The following is a 23,325-nucleotide window of genomic DNA, read 5'->3' on the forward strand; positions in this document are numbered from 1 at the left end:
GATGGGAAACTACCTCCTCAGGCGCCTCATCGTCGCGGTGCCGAGCCTGCTCGGCATCAGCGTCATCCTGTTCGTGCTGCTGGCGCTCGCACCGGGCGATCCGTTCGGCGAACTCGCGAGCAACCCGAACATTCCCCCGGAGGTCCGCGAGGCGCTGCGCGTCAAGTTCGGCATGGATGACCCGATCATGGTGCGCTACTTCCACTGGCTGATTGCGATGATGCATGGCGACTGGGGCTTCTCCTTCGCCAGCCGCGTCAACGTCGACACACTGATCCTGCAGCGCATTCCGGCTACGCTCTACGTGGTCGGAACCGCTCAGCTCCTCGCGCTGATCGTGGCGATTCCGGTCGGCGTGCTTGCAGCACGCCGGCCCTATTCGATCTTCGACCAGATCGCCAACACCTTCGCCTTCATCGGCTTCTCGCTGCCCACCTTCTTTACCGGGCTGCTGCTGATCCTGATCTTCAGCGTCAATCTCGGCTGGCTGCCATTCGTCTATCGTGCCGACATCCAGGCCACGGGCTGGATGTGGTGGTGGGAAAACTTCAAGCAGGCGGTGATGCCGGTTACCGTGCTCGGCCTCTACCAGGCCGCGTCGTATACGCGCTACGTGCGTTCGGCCGTACTCGACGTCATCAAGCTCGATTACGTCACGACGGCGCGCTCCAAGGGGCTCGACGAGAGCAAGGTCATTGTCAAGCACGTGGTGCGCAACGCGCTGATTCCGGTGGTGACGCTGGTGGCGCTGCAGATGCCGACTGTGTTCGGCGGCGCCATCGTCACCGAGCAGATATTCCGCATTCCCGGCATCGGCTCGCTCCTGATCAGCGCGATCCTCGCGAACGATACGCCCGTCATCATGGCGGTGACCTTCGTGTTCGCCTGCCTCGTCGTCCTATTCAACCTTATCGCCGATATCCTGTATGGCTGGCTTGACCCACGCATCTCCTTCCGTTGAGACGCCGCTCGCGCCGGCTTCGACGAAGCGCCGATTCTCGCCCGGACGAGATGCGGTCAGGCGCTTCCTGCGTCACCGCCTCGCGGCCGTCAGTATTGTCGTGCTGGCGCTGCTGGCGCTTGCGATCGTCGTTGGCCCGTGGATCTGGCGCGTGCCGATCAACGAGATCGATTTCACCGCGCGGCTCGCGGCGCCGTCCTGGGACCATCCGTTTGGCACCGATGATCTCGGGCAGGATCTCCTGGCGCGCATGATCTATGGCGGCCGCATCTCGCTCGCCGTCGGCTTTGCGGCAATGGCGGTCGGCCTGTTCGTCGGCGTGGTCATCGGCGCCATTGCCGGCAACTCCAAGGGGCCGGTCGATGCCGCGCTGATGTGGCTGACCGACCTGTTCCTGTCGCTGCCGCAGCTGCCGCTGCTGCTGCTCGTGATCTATCTGTTCCGCGACCTGCTGAAGGGCCTTGTCGGGCCGGAGGGCGGCACCTTCGTCCTGATCGTGCTCGTGATCGGCGGCTTCCGCTGGATGCCGGTGGCGCGGCTGGTGCGCGCGCAGTTCCTGTCGCTGCGCGAGAAGGAGTTCGTCGAGGCCGCGCGCGCGCTCGGCGCCTCCAACGCCCGTCTCGTCGTCCGCCACATCCTGCCGAACGCGCTGGGACCCGTGATCGTCGCCGGCACCATCGACGTCGCGGCGGCGATCATCGCGGAATCGACGTTGTCGTTCCTCGGTCTCGGCTTCCCGCCGGACATTCCGACCTGGGGCCGGCTGCTGTTCGACGCCAAGGACTATCTCGACATCGCGCCGCATTGGGCGCTGTTCGCCGGCGGCGCGATCTTCCTCACGGTCATCGCGATCAACTTCATCGGCGATGGCCTGCGCGATGCGCTCGATCCGCGGAAGGTGATGTGATGGACGCGCGCGTGGCTCCGCTGCTCGAGATCAAGGGGCTGAAGACCTATTTCAACACCGACGAGGGCGAGGTCCAGGCCGTCGACGGCGTCGACATCTCGATCGGCAGCGGCGAGACCCTGTGCGTGGTCGGCGAGTCCGGCTCCGGCAAGACCGTCACCGCGATGTCGGTGCTGAAGCTGATCGCGATGCCGCCCGGCCGCATCGCCGGGGGCCAGATCCTGTGGCAGGGTCGTGACCTGGTGTCGCTCGGCTCGTCCGAGATGAACAAGATCCGCGCCAGCGAGATCGCGATCGTGTTCCAGGAGCCGATGACCTCGCTCAACCCGGTCTACACCGTCGGCGATCAGATCGCGGAGGTGATCCGGCTGCATCAGGGCCTGTCCAAGAAGGCGGCGATGGATCGGGCGGCGGAGATGCTGGCGCTGGTGCAGATCCCCAATCCGAAAGCCCGCGTGCACGATTATCCGCATCACTTCTCCGGCGGCATGCGCCAGCGGGTGATGATCGCGATGGCGCTGTCGTGCAACCCGAAGCTCCTGATCGCCGACGAGCCGACCACCGCGCTCGACGTCACGATCCAGGCGCAGATCCTCGATCTGCTGCTCGACATGAAGGAGCGGCTCGGCATGTCGATCATGCTGATCACCCACGCGATGGGCGTCGTCGCCGAGGTCGCCCAGCGCGTTGTGGTGATGTATGCGGGCCGGGTGGCCGAGGAGGCGCCGGTGGATCGTCTGTTCGCCAATCCGCGCCATCCCTACACGCAGGGCCTGATCCGCTCGATCCCGCGCATCGATCTCGACGCGGTCAGGAAGAGCCGGCTGGAGAGCATTCCCGGCAGCGTGCCGAAGCTGGTCAATCCGCCGGAGGGCTGCCGCTTCGCCTCGCGCTGCCGCTTCGCCATTCCCGATTGCAGGACCGCGCAGCCTCTGCTGCGCGAGATCGAGCCCGGCCACAAGGTGGCGTGCATCCGCGCCGAAGAGACGTTGCTGTGATGACCGAAGCTGCCATTGCCACGCCCGCCGCACCCGCGCCGCTGCTCAGCGTACGCAACCTGACCAAGGCGTTCCCGATCCGGGGTGGGCTCTTGAAGCGCCAGATCGGCAGCGTGCGCGCGGTGGACGGCGTCAACTTCCACATCGAGCCGAGCGAGACCTTCGGCCTCGTCGGCGAGTCCGGCTGCGGCAAGTCGACCACCGGGCGCTGCGTGCTCAGGCTGATCGAGCCAAGCTCGGGCGAGCTGAATTTCGAAGGCAAGGACGTCATCGCGCTGTCCGGCGAAGGCCTGCGCGCGCTCCGCCGCGACATCCAGATCATCTTCCAGGACCCCTATGCCTCGCTCAACCCGCGCATGACCATCGGCGCCATCATCGGCGAGGCGCTGACGATCCACGGGCTGGCGACTTCACGCCAGCAATACGAGGCGCGCATCGTTCATCTCTTGGAGACCGTCGGCCTGCAGGCCGATCACATGACGCGCTATCCGCACGAGTTCTCCGGCGGCCAGCGCCAGCGCATCGGCATTGCGCGTGCGATCGCGGTCGAGCCCAAGCTGATCATCTGCGACGAGCCGGTGTCGGCGCTCGACGTTTCGATCCAGGCCCAGGTCATCAACCTGCTCGAGGACCTGCAGCAGAAGTTCGGCATCGCCTATCTATTCGTCGCGCACGACCTCTCGGTCGTCGAGCACATCAGCCGCCGCGTCGCGGTGATGTATCTCGGCCGCATCGTCGAGACCGCGCCGTCACGCCAGCTCTATTCGGCGCCGAAACATCCCTACACGGAAGCGCTGTTGTCGGCAGTGCCGATCCCGGACCCGAGCATCAAGCGCAAGCGCGTGCGGCTCAAGGGCGAGGTGCCGAGCCCGATCAATCCACCATCGGGCTGTCACTTTCACACCCGCTGCCCGATCGCCAAGGACGTCTGCAGCAAGGAAGTGCCGCCATTGAAGGCGAGCGCCGAGGGGCATCTCGTCGCCTGCCATTTCCGTTGAGGCGGAGGTCGGCGCGCTACGCCGCCTGACGGTCCGAGACCAGCGCCGTCAGCCGCGCCGATTGCTCCGGGTTCAGTGCGAACTGCACCAGCGCGGTGCGGTCGCCGACGCGGGTCACGGTCCCCGGCAGATCGGACACCATGCCGGTGATGGCAAGCGTCACCGACGTGTTCATCGTCAGACGAACCGGAACGGCTTCGAGCAGGGCGCCGCCGAGCGAGAGGTTGCGCACGGTGACGGGGATCGCTTCGCCGTTCACCTGCAGCGTGCCCGGGCGATTGATGTTGAGCCGCGTCGACAGCCGGCGATCGACGTCGGCCGTCGAGGTCCGGATCACCCGCACCAGCTCGGTGCGCAGCCGCTGTACCTTGTCGGCGACAACGGTCGAGCCGTCGCGGATGTCGGTCGAGCGCCGGCCGGCCTCGCTGGCCTCGCGCGAGACCTCGGCGATCTGGCTCGCGACCTCGCGCGCGGCGGCGGACGTCTCTTCGACCGTGCGCGAAATCTCGATGGTCACACCGTTCTGCGCCTGGATCGCATCGGCAATGCCGGAGGATACGGCTTCGACGTTGCGGATGACTTCGCCGATCGCCCCGATCGAGGTCACCGAGGCGCGCGTCGAGTCCTGAATCTCGGCAATCTGCTGCGCGATCTCGCTGGTCGCCTTGGCGGTCTGCTCGGCGAGCGATTTGACCTCGGAGGCGACGACCGCAAAGCCACGGCCGGCATCGCCGGCCCGGGCGGCCTCGATGGTGGCGTTCAGCGCCAGCAGATTGGTCTGGCCGGCGATCTCGCTGATCAGACTGGTCACGGCGCCGACCTTGTCGGCGGCCTCCGACAGCTTCGCGATGGTGGCCTGGGCATCGGACGAGGCGGCGACGGCCTTGCGCGTGAGCTCGCGCGACGAGCTGACCTGGCTGGAGATCTGCGAGATCGAGGCGGCGAGCTGGGCGGACGCCTTGGCGACCGTCTGGGTGGTGGCGAGAGCCTGCTCGGCCGCCGCCGCAACGCTGCTCGAGTTGCGCTCCAGCGTCAGCGCACTGTCGGTCATCGACTTGGCGTTGTCGGCCATGTGGCCGGTGCCCTGCGCGACCTCGCCGACCGCGTTGCTGGCGGCCTGCTCGACGGCTTCGGCCATCTCCTGCAGCGCCCTGGTCTTGATGCGCTCGGCGACCTGGCGCTGCTCGTCTTCGAGCATCGCGGTCTGCCGCGCCTTCTCCTCGGTCTTCTGCCTGAACTGCTCGATCGAGCGCGCCATGTCGCCGAGCTCGTCGCTGCGGTTCTGACCCGGCAGCTTGATGTCGAAGTTTCCGTTGCCGAGCTCGGTCAGCGCGCCGCTCATCGCGGCCAGCGCCGATGACATCCGCCGCGCGATGATCAGCGTGATCGATCCGATGATCAGCATCACCAGCATGGCGGCAATGAACACGCTGCGCTTGCTCTCCCACATCTGGGCTTCGAGATCGTCGACATAGACACCGGTGCCGATGATCCAGCCCCAGGGCTCGAAGCCGGCCACATAGGACATCTTCGGCTGCGGCGCATCCTTGCCGGGCTTCGGCCACATGTAGTCGACGACGCCGGCGCCCTGACGCTTGACGACATCGACCATTTCGACGAACAGCCGCTTGCCGGTCGGGTCCTTGTTGTCAGCGAGGTTCTGGCCATTCAGCTCCGGCTTGATCGGATGCATGACCATCTTCGGACCCATGTCGTTGATCCAGAAATAGTCGCCGCTGCCGTAGCGGAGCTTGCCGATCCGCTCGGCCGCCTTCTTCTGCGCGACCTCGGGCGCCACCTTGTCGCGCGCGATCGCGTCATATTCCTCGCGGGCGATGCTGACTGCCGTCTGTGCCAGATGGCTCAGCTCGCTCTGCCGCTGATCCTTGAGAGCGGTCTCGAGGTTCTGGCTCTGCGTTGCAGCGAGCCCGACCAGTCCACAGAATGACAGGCCGATGATCGCGTAGATGCGGAGGGCGAGAGAGAAACGCGGCTTGGCCATGGGGCGGTCCGGACAAATGAGGGAGCTAGATGCAAGCCATTTTAAGGATTCGCAGTTGATGCCCGGTTAAGTGTGACTGGTAGCTAATTGCCGTACTCGCGAGGCGTTTCCGTAATTATACGTGCGGCATTTTGTGAGTGAGTCGAGTAGTCGTGTAGTTCCGGATCAGGACATGTCGGGCCTGATCAGCTCGGTCGCGGTTTCATCCTTCAGTCGTGCGACCAGATCGGCGCGGCGGCTGAGCACCGCGCGCTGGTTGATATAGCCCTTGTCGGTGATCTCGCCGGCATCGAGCAAGGGCGGCTCCGCCATCAACAGCGCACGGCTCGCATAGCGCGACGAGCCGACCGCCTCAGTGCGAAGCCTGGCCAATCCTCGCGCGATGGCGGTGCGCACCGACGGATGCGCCAGAACGTCGCTGGCCGGGACCGTCTCGGCCAGCCCCGCGGCGCCGCGGCAGGCCGCGATGTTGGGCACGATGAGAAAGTGCACCTCGTCGGTGCCGTGGCCGGCGATCACGATATCCTGCGCCAATGGTGCCAGCGCCGCGATGCCGGCGACGCGTAGCGCGCCGACGTTCACCCATGTCCCGGAGCTCAGCTTGAAATCCTCGGTGATGCGGCCGTCGAAGAACAGGCCGCGCTCCGGATGTTCGGGATCGGCGAGCTTCACGGCGTCGCCGATCTTGTAGAAGCCCTCCTCGTCAAAAGCCGCGGCCGTGAGCTCGGGCGCCTTCCAATAGCCCGGCATCACGTTCGGCCCGCGCACGCGGACTTCGAGCTTCTCGCCGGTCGGCACCAGCTTGAGCTCGGTGCCGGGGATGGGCACGCCGATGTTGCCGGCGCGCTCGGCGAAGAAGTGGCAGTCGGTCGCGAGCGGCGATGTCTCGGTGGCGCCCCACGCCGACACCAGCGGTGCAGGACGGCCGATCGTGGCCCGGCTCATCTCATTGAGCGCATCCCACAGATTTTGCGGCAGGGCCGCGGCCGCGTAGAGGATGCACCTCACGCCGGAGAAAAATCTGCGGCGCAGATCGTCATCGGACCTGAGTGCCGCGACCAGCATGTCGAAGCCGCGCGGCACGTTGAAATAGATCGTCGGCACCAGGCTGCGCAGATTGGCGAGCGACGTCTCGAACAGGCCGGGCGCCGGCTTGCCGCTGTCGATGTAGATCGACCCGCCGTGGCTCAGCACCAGGTTGAAATTGTGGTTGGCGCCGAAGGTGTGACTCCATGGCAGCCAGTCGACGATGACGGGGCCGCCCTCGACCTCGCGCAGGAACGTCCATAGCTGCGCCTTGGCCTGCTGGCTCATGGTCAGCATCCGGTGCGTGTTGATCACCGCTTTCGGCTGCCCGGTCGAGCCCGAGGTGAACAGCAGCTTGGCCACCGTGTCCGGCGTGACCGCGGCGAAGGCGCGGTCGACCTCGGCGCCTGGCTTCGTCGCGAGCAGGGTCTGCAGCGGCACCGCGCTCGTTCCATCGCCATCGCCGGCAATGATCGTTGCCCGGTGCAGGCCATCGACGGCCGCGAGCGCGCGCGCGAATGGCTCGCGCTGCGCGACGAAGATGGCGCCTGGATCGAGCAGACGGATCATCGCACGCAGCTTCTCGTGATCCGTCGACATCAGCGAATAGGCCGGCGAGATCGCGCAGACGGGGACACCGACATGTTGCGCGGCGAGCGCCAGCACGGCATGGGCGATGCTGTTGTCGGAGAGGATCGCGAGCGGACGCTCGGGACCCAGGCCCTGGGCGAGCATCCAGGCCGCGGCGGCGCGGACCTGCATCAATGTTTCGCCATAGGTGAGCCAGGTCCAGTTGTCGCCACGGCGTTCGGCCAGGAACGTGCGATCCGGGAAATGGCGGCCCCAATGCTCCAGCCATTCGCCGGTGCAGCGCGCGGCCGGCTGCAGCGGCATGCGCGAGCGCAGGATGATCGTGCCGTCGTCGCGCCTGACAGCCTCGATCGACGGCTCGGCGAACATCGCAGGCTCGGAGGCGCGGCGTTCTGCATCAGCCATGGCGTGTCTCCGGGCTGCGGGACGTGATCGCGGAAGCCGCAATGCGGGAGGAGGCGGGGAGGGAGGATGCCGCGCGGCAGGCGCCGCGATCGGGTGCCATCTGCCGCCGCATTGCGGTCGCAATGCAGGCAGCCGTCGTCGTCTTTGACGGCATGCGTTTCCCTCCCATGGTGTAGTCGTTGAGCGCAAGACTAACAGAATGGTTGTACTTTGCAATTATTGTGGATGTGACCAATTGGGGCGGCTTGCCCTGGCGACGGCATCGGTCTAGGCAGGGATGCTTCATGTCAGCGAGCCAGCATGCCCAAGAGCGCGAGCGCCGGAGCGCAGCGAGACGCAACCAGCCGGGAGTCCGGGATCGGTCTCGGTGAGCTCGAGAACCATCTCGGCTATTTCGTCCGCCGCCTGCAGCACTGGATCTTCCGCGACGTCAACGCCGCGCTCGCAACGATCGACCTCGACGTCATCCTCTATTCGATCCTGGAGACGATCGCCGCCAATCCCGGCGCCGCGCAGATCGCGATCGCCGGCGCGCTGGGCATCGAGCGCGCGCGCATGGTCGCGCTGCTCGACGACCTGCAGCAGGCCGGCCTGATCGTGCGCGAACGCTCCGCGCACGACCGCAGGGCCCATGCGCTCGGCCTGACGCCGCGTGGCCGCCTGATCCTGAAGAAGGCCAATGCACTCGTCGCCGCGCACGAGAAGCGGGTGGCACGCCGGCTCGGTGCCGACAATTATCGCCGCGCGCTCACCGCGCTGTCGCAGTTCGAGACGGACTAGGCTCGTCGCGAACGGGCCATGTCGCGAGTCTTCTGCCCCGCAAGCACGCATTGGTCATCACTCACACGGCACCCTTTACGCGGTACCGTGGTAACTCTACCTCAAACGAGGCAAAAGGAAAGATGCATCCTGAGGCTGTTGCCATCATGGATGCATTGCGGCCCTCAGCTCGCCGCTTCCAGCCGCTCTTCGGTCAGCAGCCGCATCGCGGCATCGGCATCCATCGGCTCGCCGAAGGCGTAGCCCTGGGCGTATTCGCAGCCGAGCTGGTAGAGCTCGACGGCATCGGAGTCGGTCTCCGCGCCTTCGGCCACCACGTCCATGCCGAGGTCGTGCGCCAGCGCGATGATCGATTTGAGGATCACGGGACGGGTGCCGCGCGCCGTGGTGCGCACGAACGACTGATCGATCTTCAAGGTATCGAACGGGAAGCGCTGCAGATAGGCCAGCGACGAATGGCCGGTGCCGAAATCGTCGATCGACAGGCCGACGCCGAGCTCGCGGATGCGCGCCAGCATCTGCGCGGCGTGCTCGGGGTTTTCCATCACGAGCGATTCCGTCAGCTCGATCTTGAGCGAGCCGCGTGCCACCGACGAGCGCGCCAGCACCGAGCGGATGTCGTGGATCAGGTCGTGGCGGAGCAGCTGGCGCGAGGAGACGTTGACGCTGGCGAAGATCGGCTCGCGCAGCCGCGTTGCGCGCTGCCACACCGAGAGCTGCCGCGCGGTCTGGTCGAGCACGAAGGTGCCGAGATCGACGATCAGGCCGATCTCCTCGGCGATGGTGATGAACTCGATCGGCGACATCCGGCCGAGCTTGGGGTGATCCCAGCGCGCGAGCGCCTCGAAGCCGGCGACCGAGCGATCCTCCAGCCGCACGATCGGCTGGTACAGGATCGTGATCTCCTGGCGCTCGATCGAGCGGCGCAGCTCGCTCTCCAGGGTCAGGCGGTCGTTCTTGCGCGCGCGCATCGCCGGCTTGTAGACGTCGATGCGGTCGCCGCCGATGCGCTTGGAATGATACATCGCAAGCTCGGCGTCCTTGATGATGTCCTCCGAGAGCTGCGTCTGCGGGTCGGACAGCGCGAGCCCGATCGAGGCGGTCAGGAAGATCTCGCGCTCGTTGAAGGCGATCGGCGCGCGGATGGTCTTGCGGATGGTCTCGGCGAACGCGGTGATGCGGGCGGGGTCCTGCTCCGACAAGAGGATCAGGCCGAACTGATCGCCGGCCAGCCGCGCCAGCGTGTCCTGGGGCTTGAGGATGCGCGACAGCCGCCGCGCCAGGGTCAGCAGGATGGAATCGCCGACCGCGATGCCGACGGAGTCGTTGACCTGCTTGAAGCGGTCGAGATCGATCACCATCAGGGTCGGCCGCATGGCCGGCATCGACTTGGCGAAATTGGCGACGGCGGCAAGACGATCGATGAACAGCTTGCGGTTGGGCAGGCCGGTCAGGTTGTCGTGCACGCTGTCGTGGAGCAGGCGCTCCTCGGCATTCTTGAACTCCGTGACGTCGGTCAGCGTGCCGACGACGCGCGAGACCTCGCCGTCCGAGCCGACCACGGGCCGCGCCTTCAGCGCGAACCACATGAAATGGCCGTCGGGGGTGCGCAATCGGAAGTCCTGCACCAGGCGGCCGCGGCGCTGGTCGAGCACGCTGTCGAGCGCGGCGCGGAAGCGGTCCTGGTCGAGCGGATGCAGCACCTCGAGCCATTTGGCCGCGGGGCCTTCGAGCGTGCCGCGCTTGAGGCCGAGCAGGCTCTCGGTCTCCGGGCTGGTGAACACCTTGTCGGCGGAGACGTCCCAGTCCCAGATCAAATCGCCGGAGCCGGCCAGCGCCAGCGCGCGGCGTTCGACGTCGGAGACGATGCCGGTGGTGGCGCCGCCGCCGGCGAAGGCGTGCTGCATCACCGTGAAGCCGATCAGCATCACGATCAGCACGAGGCCGCCGAGCAAAGCCGGACCGACGATGTCGTTGGTGACCTGGCCCGCGACCGTCATGCCGGCGGCGGCGACCCACACCGTGAGCAGGAACCAGGTCGGGATCAGCAGCACCGCGCGGTCGAAGCCGTGGCTGGAGAGATAGACGATCAGCGCAAAGCCGAGCACGGCGATCAGCAGCAGCGACATCCGCGCGATGCCCGAGGCCACCGCCGGGTCGAACAGCGCCACTGCGACCAGGGATCCTAAGAAGAACAGCCAGCCCAGCGTGATGTGCGAGTAGCGAACGTGCCATCGCGACAGGTTGAGATAGGCGAACAGGAACACCAGCAGGGTCGCGGCGAGGATCGCCTCGCCGGCCGCGCGCCAGACGCGCTCGGCATTGTTCGACATGTCCAGGACCTTGCCCCAGAAGCCGAAATCGACGCCGATATAGACCAGCACCGCCCAGGCCAGCGCCGCGGCCGCCGGAAACATGATGCTGCCCTTGACCACGAACAGGATCGTGAGAACGAGGGCGAGAAGTCCGGAGATGCCGATCACGATGCCCTGGTACAGCGTGAACGAGTTGACCTTGTCCTTGTAGGCCTCGGGCTCCCACAGATAGAGCTGCGGCAGCTTGTCGGTGCGCAGCTCGGCCACGAAGGTGACGACCGAGCCGGGATCGAGGGTGACGCGGAAGACGTCGGCGGTCGGGCTCTCCTGCCGCTCCGGCAGGTCGCCGACCGAGGGCGTGATGGTGGCGATGCGCGACAGGCCGAGATCGGGCCACAACACGCCGGAGCCGACCACGCGGTAGTGCGGTGCCACGATCAGGCGGTCGAGCTGGTCGTCGGTGTTGTTGGCCAGCGCGAACACGATCCAGTTCTGGCCGCCCTCGCGGGCCCGCACCTCGATGCGGCGGACGATGCCGTCGGTGCCGGGCGCGGTCGAGACCTGGATGCGGTCGTTCTCGCTGCGCTGATGATCGAGGATGCCCGTGAGGTCGATCGCAGGCGCGTCGCTGCGAACGCTGACGGCGTCAACGGCCTGAGCGGGGGCAGCGGCACCACACATCACGAGGCCCAGCGCCGCCAACGACGCGAGGCACCTGATCAGACGCAATGTCAAATCTCCGCGTTCGACACCAATCCAAAGCGAAACAAGCCAAATCGAAAGAGGTCGTCGCCGGGCTAATTGGAGCCGTTCCAGGCACGGTTCAGATGTGCGCGATCATTGGCACGAAAGCGAGGAGAATCAAAGAGTTTCCAAACACGCTCTGTTTAGACTGCGCCTAGATTTCCAACACAATTTTGCCAATATGTTGGCTGGTCTCCATGCGTGCATGCGCTTTCGCGGCGTCCACGAGGGGAAAGGTCGAGTCCATCAGCGGCTTGATGCGGCCCTCGCGCAGGAACGGCATCACGTTGGCCTCGATCGCCGCCACCATCGCCGCCTTGTCGGCGTTGCTGCGCGGGCGCAGCGTGGATCCGGTATGGGTCAGGCGCTTCACCATCAGCTTGACGAAATTGACTGACGCCTTGGGGCTGGCGAGGAAGGCGATCTGGACGATACGGCCATCGATCGCCGCGGCGTCGTAGTTGCGCTCGATGTAGTCGCCGCCGACCATGTCCAGGATGACGTCGGCACCCTTGCCGCCAGTCGCCTCCTTGACCACGGCGACGAAGTCCTCCGTCTTGTAGTTGATGGCTCTGATGGCGCCGAGCTTGACGCAGGCGTCGGCCTTGTCCTGCGAGCCGACGGTGACCAGCACCTTGGCGCCGAATGCCGTGGCGAGCTGGATCGCCATGGTGCCGATGCCCGAAGAGCCGCCATGGATCAGCAGGGTCTCACCCGCCTTCAGACCGCCGCGCTCGAACACGTTGTGCCAGACCGTCATCAGGGTCTCGGGCAGGGCGCCGGCCTCCAGAATGGAGAGTGAGGAGGGGACCGCCATCGCCTGCGCGTCTTGTGCGATGCAATATTGCGCATAGCCGCCGCCGGCGACCAGGGACATCACGGTGTCGCCGAGCTTGTGCCGGACCGCGCCCTCGCCGAGCGCCACGACCTCCCCGGCCACTTCCAGCCCGGGCAGGTCACTGGCGCCGGGCGGCGGCGGGTAGCTGCCGGAGCGCTGGGCAACGTCGGGACGGTTAACGCCGGCGGCCTTCACCTTGATCAGGATCTCGCCGGGGCCCGGCTTGGGGAGGGGCCGGGTTTCCGGCTTGAGCACCTCGGGTCCGCCCGGCTGGCTGATGGCGACCACGGTCATTTGCGCGGGCAGCTGTTCCATGAGAAATCCTTCGGCGAGGGCTGAAAGCGATGCTGCCGCGTGCTTAAGCCAGCCGGGGCATGGCTGGCAACCGGGAGGAGGGTGAGATGGCCAACGAGGACGACGACCGGCCGCGCAAGGCCGTTTCGCACGAGATCGGGCAGGATCTGTCGATGCTGTCGGTCGAGGAGCTGACCAGCCGGGTGGCGCTGCTCCGCGCCGAGATCGAGCGCATCGAGCAGGCGGTGGCGAAAAAGCGCGCCTCGCGTGATGCCGCCGCCAGCATCTTCAAGTCGTGAGCCTCGCGGCCGTGGAAACACGGTCGGCCAGTGGCCGACATGGCTAACGAAGATTGAAAAATTTTCGCCATTTACGGTTGATTAAGCTTTCGCGTTTACAACCGGAACCGTCCTCGTTTGGACACCGAGTGGCTCCTGTCCACTCTGTTTGACGCCTCCCTGTTATCAACTTCAAAGCCGCCGGAAACGGCGGCTCTTTTTTTTGCGCGCTCACCGAGCCGGGCGAACCGGGCGGTCGCCCGTGGCGCGCTCGTCCATCCGCAGGCGGGCGATCGTGGAACGATCGTCGTACCTGCTCATTGCGCCCGTGCCGGTCTTCGGTCGCCGGCACGTCACGCGCGAAAATCCTGTGCGCCGCGGCAGGCGTGACGATCCTGGTTCGACCACTGCAAACTATTGCCGTGATCATGGTTGCTAGTTGAGCTGATCGTGCGACTCGGCCTGAAACGGCCGTGTTGCAGTCGCAAATGGTACGAGGGCACGGCATGGCCCACGCCGTGGAAACCATAAAAGGCGTTGCTGCTGGACTCTCGAAACCGGCCGCGCAATGATTTGTTCATCATACCGGCGACGTTGCCGGGTTGCGTAAACAGTCGCGTTTAAGAGGCGTTAACCATGTCGGACCGTTTGCTGGGCGATGGCGCTCTGGTTCAGTTCAACGAGCGGCTCACCAATTCTGCTGCATTCGGCGCGCTGTTCCGGGAAGGCATGGATCTGGTCGAGGAGACCGCCGCCTATCTCGATGGCGACGGCCGCAACGAGGCCAAGGCGCTCGACCGCGCCGTCAGCCTGACCTACGCCACCGAGAGCATGCGCCTCACCACCCGCCTGATGCAGCTGGCGTCCTGGCTGCTCCTGCACCGTGCGGTGAAGGAGGGCGAGATGACCCTGAGCCAGGCCAACCGCGAGAAGACCAAGGTCAAGCTGACCGCCGCAGATCCCGGGCCGGATGATCTGCTGGAGAAGCTGCCGCAGCAGCTGCAGAGTCTGATCTCGCGCTCGATGAGCCTTCAGGTGCGGGTCCGCCGGCTCGACTCGACCATTCATTCCCCGCCGCCGGACCAGAGCGCGATCGGCAATCCGCTGGTCCCGCATCTCAATCGGCTGAAGGCTGCGTTCGAGCAGTAGGCCGCGGCATCGGGCGGCCCTGCCGGGCCGCTCGCCTCACCCGGAGGTCTCGTTGCGTCCAGCCCAGAAACAAAAACGCCCCCGTGTCCGGGGGCGTTTTGCTGTGAGCTGTCCATGGGCGCAGGCCAGGATGGCCGGTGCCGAGGGCCCAGGAAGGATCAATCCTTCTTGAGGAAGCCCTGGAACTTCTTCTGGAAGCGCGAGACGCGGCCGCCGCGATCCATGATCTGCTGGGTGCCGCCGGTCCAGGCCGGGTGCGACTTGGGGTCGATGTCGAGGTTGAGCTTGTCGCCCTCTTTGCCCCAGGTCGAGCGGGTCTGGTACTCGGTGCCATCGGTCATCACGACCGTAATCGTATGATAATTCGGGTGAATGTCGGCTTTCATGGCTGATCCTGCGGCACGATGCGAAGACATGATGCGGCGCGGCCGCGCCTGATCCTGTCGTCACTGAAGGGGGACAATTGGCGGGCTCTATAGCCCAAGGTTCTGCCCAAAACAAGCCAAGGTCGCGGTTGAACACCTTGGTACGTTTCCGGATTTGCCAAGCCCGGCCCGGCAGGCCTATCAGGACGGCAGATCGGTATTTGGAAGAATTCTCAGGTGGCCCATGAGCGCAGTGGAACGGCTTGACGAACGGCAGGGCGCTGCCCCAGGGCAGGATCCGGTCGGAGATGCCGTTGCGGCCGTCGAGGCATTGGCCGAGCCGGCAAGCCCTGTGCGGCGCTCGAAGCTGCGCCCGCTGCTGGCGCTGTCTCCCTATGTCCTGCGCTATCGCGGCCGCGCCCTCCTGGCGCTGATCGCGCTGACGGTGGCGGCCCTGACCACGCTGCTGGTGCCGATCGCGGTCCGCCGCATGATCGATTTCGGCTTCACGCCGAAGGGCATCGAGCTGATCAACAGCTATTTCAGCGTCATGATCGCCGTCGTGGCGGTGCTCGCGCTGGCAAGCGCGGCCCGCTACTACCTCGTCATGACGATCGGCGAGCGCATCGTCGCCGATCTCCGGCGCGACGTGTTCGCGCATCTGATGTCGCTGTCGCCGTCCTTCTTCGATTCCGCCCGCTCCGGCGAGCTGGTGTCGCGGCTCACCGCCGACACCACCCAGATCAAATCGGCGGCGGGCGCCTCCGTGTCCATCGCGCTGCGCAATCTGCTGCTGTTCATCGGCGCCACCGCGATGATGGTGATCACGAGCCCGAAGCTGTCCGGCTTCGTGCTGCTGGCGATCCCGCTGATCGTGCTGCCGCTGGTGGCGTTCGGGCGCTGGGTCCGGCGGCTGTCGCGCAACGCCCAGGACACGCTCGCCGACGCCTCGGCCTATGCGTCCGAGCTGATCGGTTCGATCAGGACCGTGCAGGCCTATACCAGCGAGAAGCTCGCTGCGGCGCGTTTCGGCGGCGAGGTCGAGCAGGCCTACGAGGCGGCGCGGGTCTCGACCCAGGCGCGCGGCGTGCTCACCGCGATCATCATCTTCATCGTGTTCTCCAGCGTGGTCGCGATCCTCTGGGTCGGCTCGCACGACGTGTTGACCGGCGCGATCAGCGCCGGCCGGCTCGGTCAGTTCGTGCTCTACGCGGCCTTTGCCGCCGCCGGTCTCGGCCAGCTCTCGGAGGTCTGGGGCGAAGTGTCGGCGGCGTCCGGCGCGGCCGAGCGGCTGTTCGAGCTGTTGCATGTGCAGCCGGAGATCACGGCGCCCGCGCAGCCGCGCCCGATGCCGGAGCCGGCGCGTGGCGACCTCGGCTTCGACCACGTCAGCTTCGCCTATCCGAGCCGCCCCGACGTCCGCGTCCTCGATGACGTCTCGTTCGCGATCCGCGCCGGTGAGAAGGTCGCGATCGTCGGCCCGTCCGGCGCCGGCAAGAGCACGCTGTTCCATCTTCTGCTGCGCTTCTACGATCCCGCCTCCGGCTCGATCTCGTTCGACGGCGTGCCGGTGCGCGCGGCCGACCCGCGCAGGATGCGCGAGCGCATCGCGCTGGTGCCGCAGGAATCCGTCGTGTTCGCGACAAGCGCGCGCGAGAACATCCGCTTCGGCCGGCCCGAGGCGACCGACGCCGAGGTCGAGCGCGCAGCCGATCTCGCTCATGCCAGCGAATTCATCCGCCGCCTGCCGGATGGCTTCGACACCTCGCTCGGCGAGCGCGGCGTCACGCTCTCGGGCGGCCAGCGCCAGCGCATCGCCATCGCGCGCGCCATCCTGCGCGATGCGCCGCTGCTGCTGCTGGACGAGGCGACATCGGCGCTCGACGCCGAGAGCGAGACGCTGGTGCAGACCGCGCTCGAGGGGCTGATGAAGGACCGCACCACCCTGGTGATCGCGCATCGCCTCGCGACGGTGCTGTCCTGCGACCGCATCCTGGTCATGGACCGCGGCCGCATCGTCGAGCAGGGCACGCACACGTCGCTGGTTGCGGCCAACGGCCTCTATGCGCGGCTGGCGCGGTTGCAGTTCGAGGGCGTGTAGTTTCGGCCACACCGTGGATGGGCGGCAACACTCTCGGAATTCTTGTTCCCGACCCTGCAACCTTTCTCCCGCTTTATACGTTCCCTGCCGGAACAGATGGCGCGCCGTCCTGATGCGCGCCCAACCGCTCAGGAGCAACGCGCATGCCTTATCGTCGTGGCAGTTTTGCCCTCACCCCGCCCTCGTTCGTCATCTTCGCGATCGCGCTGGTGCTCGCATTGGTCGCGATGCTCGCGCACTACATGCACGCCTCGGTGCCGCTGCTGTCGGCCGCGCACGCCTTCGATGCGCTGGCAATTGCCTTCGTCGTGCTGACCATCGGCGTGCTGTTCCGCGGCGTGTAGTTGAAGCCCGCCCCGACACTCGGTGTCGCCCCTGCGAAAGCAGGGGCCTATAACCACAGCCCGATATTTGACGGGCAAATGCCCGTGGCCGCTTCCTTCGCAGCACGTCTGCTGCGGCGCATGGTCTCGGATCTGCCTCGCTGAGCTAAGGTTGTCCGGGATGACAGCGCTGGGCGTGGCGGCGATGCGGGCTGTCGCAGCGACTAAGGCGTCCACGCCATCCGCAGCACGGGACGGCCCGAGGTCGGGTTGACGTCCTCGCCGGCATCGACGAAGCCGTTGCGCTTGTAGAAGCTGATCGCGCGAGCGTTGTCCTTGTTGACCAGCAGCGTGATGCCTCCAGGAGATTTCTGCTTGGCGGCATCGACCAGCTGCGTGGCGAGCGGCGAGCCCCAATGTTGGGGCGAGACCACGAGCTGATCGAGATAGCCTGCAGCATCGATCGTCACGAACCCCGCGAGCGTCCCCTCCGTCTCGGCGACGATCACCTCGGCGTTCGGCACCAGCTCATTGCGCCAGCGCTCGCGCCACCACGGTACGCGCGCGGCAAAATCGATGGCGGGATAGGCGAGCTGCCACGTCTCCTGCCACAGCGCGATCGCCGCGTCCTCGTCCTCGGCGCGATAGGGGCGCAGGGTGGAGCTCGACGTCACCGCTCCGTCAGCTTCAGCTCGATGCGGCGGTTGCGGCGGAACGCTTCCTCGGTGTTCGCAGGATCCAGCGGCTGGAATTCGGCGAAGCCCGCCGCGACCAGGCGCTGCGCGGGGACGCCGAGCGAGATCAGATACTGCACCACCGAGATGGCGCGCGCCGAGGACAACTCCCAGTTCGACTTGAACACCGGGCTGTTGATCGGACGAACGTCGGTGTGGCCGTCGACCCGCAGCACCCAGGAGATCTCAGCGGGGATCTGCTTGTCGAGATCGACCAGCGCCGTCGCCACCGAGTTCAGCTCCTGCTGGCCCTCGGGCAGCAGGGTGGCTTGCCCCGTGTCGAAGAACACCTCGGACTGGAACACGAAGCGGTCGCCGACGACGCGGATGTCGGGACGGTTGCCGAGGATGGCGCGCAGCCGGCCGAAGAACTCCGAGCGGTACCGGGTCAGCTCCTGCACCCGCTGTGCCAGCGCGACGTTGAGGCGCGAGCCGAGATCGGCGATGCGGCTCTGCGATTCCTTGTCGCGCTTCTCCGAGGCATCGAGCGCATCCTCGAGCGCGGCGAGCTGGCGGCGCAGTGCGCTGATCTGCTGGTTGAGCACCTCGATCTGGGCCAGCGCCCGCGCCGTGACCTGCTTCTCGGAGTCGAGCGCCCGGTTGAGCTCGTTGGCGCGGCCGGCGGCATTGCTGCCGGCATTGGCGAGCCCGTCATAGAGGCCCTTGACGCGGTCGCGCTCCGCTTCGGCGCTTGCAAGCCCGGCGCGCAGTTGCGCAACCTGGTCGTCCAGCGAGAGCTTGCCGAGCTTCTCCAGGGACAGCATCTCGTTGAGCTGCGCGATCTTGGCGTTGAGCTGCTCCAGCGCCTTGTCCTTGCCGGTGACCTCCTGCGACAGGAAGAACTGCACCACCAGGAACACGGTCAGCAGGAACACGATCGACAGCACCAGCGTCGACAGCGCGTCAACGAAGCCCGGCCAGTAGTTGAGGCCGGAATCTCCGCGGCGGGTACGGGCAAGCGCCATTCAGCGTCTCCTAGCTCGTCTAGTAGTTCGGCCTGGGCCGGCCGACGGAGCAGCTCAACTCTTCTCCGTCTGCCGCGCCAGCCGCTCCAGCAGCCGCTTGATCTCGCGGTTCTGCTCGCCCTGGCCGTCGGCCCATTCGCGGATCATCTGCTGCTCGGTGCGCATGTGCCCGACCAGGCCCTGGATCGCCTCGGCGAGGTTGGCCATCGCCGCGGTGGCGCCGCGGTTGGAGCCTTCTTCCATGGCGGTGCGCAGCCGCTCGATGGCAACCGAGAGGTCGGCACCGGTGTCGCCGCTGCCGCCATATTCCCGCACGGTGCCGGCGAGCCAGTCCTCCAGGTCGGTATAGAAGCGGTTCTGCGCCTGGCTCGATTGCAGGTCGAGGAAGCCGAGGATCAGCGAGCCGGCGAGGCCGAACAGCGAGGACGAGAACGAGATGCCCATGCCGCCCAGCGGCGCGGCAAGGCCGCCCTTCAGCGTGTCGAACAGCGCACCGGCGTCGCCGCCGACCTTCAGCCCTTCGATCACCTTGCCGACCGAGCCGACCGTCTCGATCAGGCCCCAGAACGTGCCGAGCAGGCCGAGGAACACCAGGAGGCCGGTCATGTAGCGCGAGATGTCGCGGGCCTCGTCGAGCCGGGTGGCGATCGAGTCGAGCAGATGGCGCATGGTCTGCTGTGAGATCGACATCCGCCCGGAGCGCTCGCGGCCGAGGATGGCCGCCATCGGCGCCAGCAGGACCGGGTGGCGAGGCACCGCCAGGCCGGGATCGGCGATGCGGAAATTGTTGACCCAGGACACTTCCGGATAGAGCCGGACCACCTGTCGGAACGACAGGATGACGCCGATCAGCAGCACGGCCCCGATCAGGGCGTTGAGGCCGGGATTGGCGAAGAACGCCATGACGATCTGCTTGTAGAGCACGACGCCGACCAGGGCGCACAGCACCAGGAAGACCAGCATCCGCACCAGGAAGATCCGGGGCGTGGACAGCTTGGTCCGTTCGACGTCCATCGCGGAGCGGGAGGGGGAGCCTTGAGGCATTGTCGATGACATCCGTTGCGGGGACCGGTCCCTGAAATCCACTATGGCACAGCAGCAGCGGGAAAAAAGCCGCGATCGGCGCAATCCCGTCCCCTGCGCGGAACTATGGCTGAAACCGGCGGGCACCCGCGGCGTAGTTAGTCCCGTGGCTCATATCTAGCGGGAACGCCCTGGCTTTGTCATGACCGTCGTTGAATATCTGCAAGCGCTGCTGGCGATGGCCGTGGCGATGTCGGTGCTGATGGGGCTCGCCTGGGTCGTGCAGCAGCGCAGCGGCAACTCCGGCTGGGTCGACACCATCTGGACGTTTTCCGTCGGGCTGGTCGGCGCTGTCGGCTCGATCTGGCCCGCCGGCGGTGCCGCCCCCAACGCGCGACAATGGCTGGTCGCAGTGCTGGTGGCGGTCTGGGCGCTGCGGCTCGGCGGCCATGTGGCGGCGCGCAGCCGCGGCATCTCCGACGACCCGCGCTACGCGGAGTTTGCCCGGGAATGGGGCGCGGCCGCACCGCGAAAGATGTTCCTGTTCCTGCAGCAGCAGGCCTGGGGCTCGATCCCGCTGGTGTTCGCGATGTTCGTCGCCGCCCATGCGCCGGCCGCCGAGCTGCGGCTGCAGGACTATCTCGGCATCCTCGTGCTGTTCGCAGGGATCGCCGGCGAGGGCGTCGCCGACGCTCAGCTCAAGGCGTTCCGTGCCGATCCCGCCAACAAGGGCAAGGTGTGCGACGTCGGCCTGTGGCGCTGGTCGCGCCATCCCAACTATTTCTTCGAATGGGTGTGCTGGCTGTCCTACCCGGTCATCGCGCTGTCGTTCGACCACCCGTGGGGCTTCGCCAGCCTGCTCGCGCCGCTGTTCATGTACTGGATCCTGGTCCACGTCACCGGCATCCCGCCGCTGGAGCAGCAGATGCTGCGCTCGCGCGGCGATCGCTACCGGGCCTACCAGGCGCGCACCAGCGCGTTCTTTCCCCTGCCGCCCCGCAACGGAGCCACAGCATGAGCTTCATCTCGACCATCATCGGCGCCGCCGAGCGTGTGCCGCTGCCCGATGCCGTCATCCGCTCGGCGATCTCCGAATTGTGCGCGCGCACGGCGGCGCGGCTCGGCGGGGCCGATGCGATGGGCGACGCAGAGTTCGCCCGCCTGCTGACGACGCGGCCGATCGCCGAGCATACCGACGCGGCGAACAGCCAGCACTACGAGGTGCCGGCGGCGTTCTTCGCCCGCGTGCTCGGGCCGAACCGCAAATATTCCTGCTGCTTCTACAAGGAGCCGGTCTCGACCCTGCAGGAGGCGGAGGAGGAGGCGCTGCGCCAGACGGTGGCCAATGCCGATCTGCAGGACGGCCAGAGCATTCTGGAGCTCGGCTGCGGCTGGGGCTCGCTGTCGCTGTTCATGGCCCGGCAGTTCCCGCGTGCGAAGATCACGGTGGTCTCCAACTCACATTCGCAGCGCCGCGCGATCGAGGAGATGGCGGCCGCGCGCGGCCTGCTCAATTTGCGGGTCGTCACCGCCGACATGAACGGGTTCGCTCCCGACGCGCGGTTCGATCGCATCGTCTCGGTGGAGATGTTCGAGCACATGATGAACTGGCGCGAGCTGCTGTCGCGGGTCCGGGCATGGCTCCTGCCGGATGGCCGGCTGTTCATGCACATCTTCACCCATCGCACCGCATCCTACCTGTTCGACCGCAACGATCGCGAGGACTGGATCGCGCAGCACTTCTTCACCGGCGGCATCATGCCGAGCCACGGGCTGATCCGGCAGTACGACGATCTGTTCGCGGTCGAGAAAGAATGGCGTTGGAGCGGCGCGCATTATCAGCGCACGGCGCGGGACTGGCTCGCCAATTTCGACGCCGACCGCGACCGCATCCTGCAGGTGCTGCAGCCCGTCTATGGCGACGACGCGACGCTGTGGATGCGCCGCTGGCGCTGGTTCTTCCTCGCCACCGCGGGTCTGTTCGGCCATGACGAAGGCCGCGAATGGGGCGTCAGCCATTACCGTCTGCGGCCGGCCAACTAATTTGTTCGCTGCGGCGGGATGCCGCAGCGCCGTCATGGGATTCGCGTTTCGCTCTGCGGAACCTGCCCGGAACTTGTTGCCACAAAGCGCTCACAATCAGGTGAGTCGCGAAAAAGCTAAATCTATCAGCTACGTAGTTCGTGTGACATCAAGCCGCCCAGGTTCCGCGTTGCGTCGCAGCAGCTGTTTTCTATGTTGCACGCAAGGCGAGCGCCAGAATGGCGCCATGACCGGGCCATCCGGTCGACTGGTTTTCATCATCATCGAGGGGGCTCCTCCACTCATGTCTCGTTTTCGCGCGTCGCTGGTCAGCAGTGCATTGATGCTCTCGGCCGCCGCGCCGCTGCTGGCCGGCTGCAACGACCCCATCCAGGCTCAGGCCTCCGCCAATGAGCAGATCGTCATCCCCGAGGTCGGCATCGTGACCGTCGAGCAGAAGGCGCGCGCGATCGTGCGCGAGCTGCCCGGCCGCATCGCGCCGACCCGCGTCTCCGACGTGCGCCCGCGCGTCTCCGGCATCGTCGTCGAGCGGCTGTTCCGTCAGGGCAGCGAGGTCAAGGCGGGTGATCCGCTCTATCGGATCGATCCGCGACCCTTCGAGGTCGAGATCCTGTCGAGCCGTGCGGCGCTGGCCAAGGCCGAAGCGGTGCATGAGCGCGCCGTGCAGCAGGCGAACCGCATCGCGCAGCTGTTCAAGGAGCGCGCGGCGCCAGCCGTCGAGAACGAGAAGGCGATCTCGTCGGAACGTGAGGCTGCGGCCGATATCGAGGCCCGCAAGGCCGATCTCGCGCGCGCCCAGCTCAATCTCGACTACGCGACCGTGCGCGCGCCGATCGACGGTATCGTCGGTGCGGCCCAGGTGAGCGAAGGCGCCATCGCGGTCCAGAACGAGACCTCGCTGGTCACGATCCAGCAGCTCGACCCGATCTATGCCGACTTCACCCAGTCTGTGAGCGAGCTGAACCGCCTGCGCCGCGCGTTCGAGTCCGGCGATCTCGACCAGATCTCGCCCGACGCGATCAAGGTCCGTCTCGTGCTCGACGACGGCACGCCGTACTCGATCCCGGGCAAGCTGCTATTCTCCGACGCCAAGGTCGATGCCGCCACTGGTCAGGTCACCCTGCGCGGCGAGTTCGCCAATCCCAAGCGCGAGCTGCTGCCGGGCATGTATGTCCGCGTCCGCATCGAGCAGGGCATCGACAGCGACTCCGTCGGCGTGCCGCAGCAGGCGGTGCAGCGCAATGCGGCCGGCGGCTCCGAGGTCTACGTCATCCGCGACGACAACCGCGCGATCGCGAGGCCGATCCGCACCGGTCCGATCCAGGACGGCCTCGTGCTGATCACCGACGGTCTGCGCGCCGGCGACAAGGTCGTGGTCGACGGCTTCCAGAAGTTTGCCGCCGGCGACAGGGTCGCGCCGCAGGTCTGGACCGAGGTCAGCGCCGCGACGCAGCTCGAATCGAAGTCGACGTCGCGGTAATTCGC

At 66.6% G+C, this 23,325-nt stretch carries 20 protein-coding genes; 12 read left to right on the forward strand and 8 right to left on the reverse strand.

Going from position 1 to position 23,325, the window contains the following annotated elements:
* Position 1: 1 nt before the first annotated feature.
* The 4 genes from ACQR1F_RS16970 to ACQR1F_RS16985 are packed head-to-tail and all read left to right on the forward strand — an operon-like array spanning position 2 to position 3,864.
* A complete protein-coding gene (locus tag ACQR1F_RS16970) occupies positions 2-961 on the forward strand; it encodes an ABC transporter permease (protein WP_316177308.1) in 960 nt (319 codons plus the stop codon).
* The gene (locus ACQR1F_RS16975) at positions 927-1,868 is read left to right on the forward strand and encodes an ABC transporter permease (RefSeq protein WP_316177309.1); all 942 of its coding nucleotides are present in this window, start codon (positions 927-929) and stop codon (positions 1,866-1,868) included. The genes ACQR1F_RS16970 and ACQR1F_RS16975 overlap by 35 nt, the downstream gene beginning before the upstream one ends.
* Entirely contained in the window at positions 1,868-2,866 is a 999-nt protein-coding gene (locus ACQR1F_RS16980) for an ABC transporter ATP-binding protein (RefSeq protein WP_315804760.1), read from the forward strand. The genes ACQR1F_RS16975 and ACQR1F_RS16980 overlap by 1 nt, the downstream gene beginning before the upstream one ends.
* Positions 2,866-3,864 carry an ABC transporter ATP-binding protein gene (locus ACQR1F_RS16985; RefSeq protein WP_315804761.1) on the forward strand — a complete coding sequence of 333 codons (999 nt, stop codon included), beginning with the start codon at positions 2,866-2,868 and terminating at the stop codon, positions 3,862-3,864. Before ACQR1F_RS16980 ends, ACQR1F_RS16985 begins: the two co-directional genes overlap by 1 nt.
* Before the next feature lie 16 nt (positions 3,865-3,880).
* On the opposite strand, the gene ACQR1F_RS16990 is transcribed toward ACQR1F_RS16985, so the two are convergent.
* Positions 3,881-5,866 carry a cache domain-containing protein gene (locus tag ACQR1F_RS16990; RefSeq protein ID WP_315804762.1) on the reverse strand — a complete coding sequence of 662 codons (1,986 nt, stop codon included), beginning with the start codon at positions 5,864-5,866 and terminating at the stop codon, positions 3,881-3,883.
* A 165-nt stretch (positions 5,867-6,031) separates the two neighbouring features.
* The gene (locus tag ACQR1F_RS16995) at positions 6,032-7,888 is read right to left on the reverse strand and encodes a feruloyl-CoA synthase (protein WP_434890335.1); all 1,857 of its coding nucleotides are present in this window, start codon (positions 7,886-7,888) and stop codon (positions 6,032-6,034) included.
* Positions 7,889-8,188: 300 nt separating this feature from the next.
* Here ACQR1F_RS16995 and ACQR1F_RS17000 point away from each other — a divergent pair, with 300 nt between their 5' ends.
* Entirely contained in the window at positions 8,189-8,668 is a 480-nt protein-coding gene (locus ACQR1F_RS17000; RefSeq protein WP_316216496.1) for a MarR family winged helix-turn-helix transcriptional regulator, read from the forward strand.
* Between the two features lie 164 nt (positions 8,669-8,832).
* Here the strand turns inward: ACQR1F_RS17000 and ACQR1F_RS17005 are convergent, their stop codons facing one another.
* Positions 8,833-11,712: an EAL domain-containing protein gene (locus ACQR1F_RS17005; RefSeq protein ID WP_315804765.1), complete on the reverse strand. Its 2,880-nt coding sequence runs from the start codon at positions 11,710-11,712 to the stop codon at positions 8,833-8,835.
* A 169-nt stretch (positions 11,713-11,881) separates the two neighbouring features.
* A complete protein-coding gene (locus ACQR1F_RS17010; protein ID WP_434913494.1) occupies positions 11,882-12,880 on the reverse strand; it encodes an NAD(P)H-quinone oxidoreductase in 999 nt (332 codons plus the stop codon).
* 86 nt (positions 12,881-12,966) lie between these two features.
* On the opposite strand from ACQR1F_RS17010, the gene ACQR1F_RS17015 reads away from it, so the two are divergent.
* Positions 12,967-13,158 (forward strand): DUF1192 domain-containing protein, encoded by a 192-nt coding sequence (locus ACQR1F_RS17015; RefSeq protein ID WP_315713892.1) that lies wholly within the window; start codon positions 12,967-12,969, stop codon positions 13,156-13,158.
* A gap of 615 nt (positions 13,159-13,773) precedes the next feature.
* The gene (locus tag ACQR1F_RS17020; RefSeq protein ID WP_315713893.1) at positions 13,774-14,286 is read left to right on the forward strand and encodes a DUF1465 family protein; all 513 of its coding nucleotides are present in this window, start codon (positions 13,774-13,776) and stop codon (positions 14,284-14,286) included.
* 158 nt (positions 14,287-14,444) lie between these two features.
* On the opposite strand, the gene rpmE is transcribed toward ACQR1F_RS17020, so the two are convergent.
* On the reverse strand, positions 14,445-14,672 hold the full coding sequence (gene rpmE / locus ACQR1F_RS17025; protein WP_012046762.1) for a 50S ribosomal protein L31: 228 nt from the start codon (positions 14,670-14,672) through the stop codon (positions 14,445-14,447).
* A gap of 223 nt (positions 14,673-14,895) precedes the next feature.
* Between rpmE and ACQR1F_RS17030 the strand changes: the two genes are divergently transcribed.
* Positions 14,896-16,752, forward strand: coding sequence for an ABC transporter ATP-binding protein/permease (locus ACQR1F_RS17030; protein ID WP_434913495.1), 1,857 nt, complete (start codon positions 14,896-14,898; stop codon positions 16,750-16,752).
* A gap of 143 nt (positions 16,753-16,895) precedes the next feature.
* On the forward strand, positions 16,896-17,096 hold the full coding sequence (locus ACQR1F_RS17035; protein WP_006614616.1) for a hypothetical protein: 201 nt from the start codon (positions 16,896-16,898) through the stop codon (positions 17,094-17,096).
* Between the two features lie 203 nt (positions 17,097-17,299).
* Here ACQR1F_RS17035 and ACQR1F_RS17040 read toward each other — a convergent pair whose 3' ends face one another.
* The 3 genes from ACQR1F_RS17040 to ACQR1F_RS17050 are packed head-to-tail and all read right to left on the reverse strand — an operon-like array spanning position 17,300 to position 19,818.
* On the reverse strand, positions 17,300-17,749 hold the full coding sequence (locus ACQR1F_RS17040) for a GNAT family N-acetyltransferase (protein ID WP_434913496.1): 450 nt from the start codon (positions 17,747-17,749) through the stop codon (positions 17,300-17,302).
* Positions 17,746-18,774 carry a peptidoglycan -binding protein gene (locus ACQR1F_RS17045; RefSeq protein ID WP_315753304.1) on the reverse strand — a complete coding sequence of 343 codons (1,029 nt, stop codon included), beginning with the start codon at positions 18,772-18,774 and terminating at the stop codon, positions 17,746-17,748. Before ACQR1F_RS17045 ends, ACQR1F_RS17040 begins: the two co-directional genes overlap by 4 nt.
* A gap of 54 nt (positions 18,775-18,828) precedes the next feature.
* The gene (locus tag ACQR1F_RS17050; protein ID WP_315804771.1) at positions 18,829-19,818 is read right to left on the reverse strand and encodes a flagellar motor protein MotA; all 990 of its coding nucleotides are present in this window, start codon (positions 19,816-19,818) and stop codon (positions 18,829-18,831) included.
* 181 nt (positions 19,819-19,999) lie between these two features.
* Between ACQR1F_RS17050 and ACQR1F_RS17055 the strand changes: the two genes are divergently transcribed.
* From ACQR1F_RS17055 to ACQR1F_RS17065, 3 genes are all read left to right on the forward strand, one after another.
* Entirely contained in the window at positions 20,000-20,815 is an 816-nt protein-coding gene (locus tag ACQR1F_RS17055; RefSeq protein WP_434913497.1) for a DUF1295 domain-containing protein, read from the forward strand.
* On the forward strand, positions 20,812-21,840 hold the full coding sequence (locus tag ACQR1F_RS17060) for an SAM-dependent methyltransferase (RefSeq protein ID WP_434913498.1): 1,029 nt from the start codon (positions 20,812-20,814) through the stop codon (positions 21,838-21,840). The genes ACQR1F_RS17055 and ACQR1F_RS17060 overlap by 4 nt, the downstream gene beginning before the upstream one ends.
* Positions 21,841-22,123: 283 nt before the next feature.
* A complete protein-coding gene (locus ACQR1F_RS17065) occupies positions 22,124-23,320 on the forward strand; it encodes an efflux RND transporter periplasmic adaptor subunit (RefSeq protein WP_316238139.1) in 1,197 nt (398 codons plus the stop codon).
* Positions 23,321-23,325: the final 5 nt, after the last annotated feature.

Origin of the sequence: Bradyrhizobium sp. HKCCYLS3013 (assembly GCF_051167615.1) — a bacterium.
In the GTDB taxonomy this organism is placed as follows: domain Bacteria; phylum Pseudomonadota; class Alphaproteobacteria; order Rhizobiales; family Xanthobacteraceae; genus Bradyrhizobium.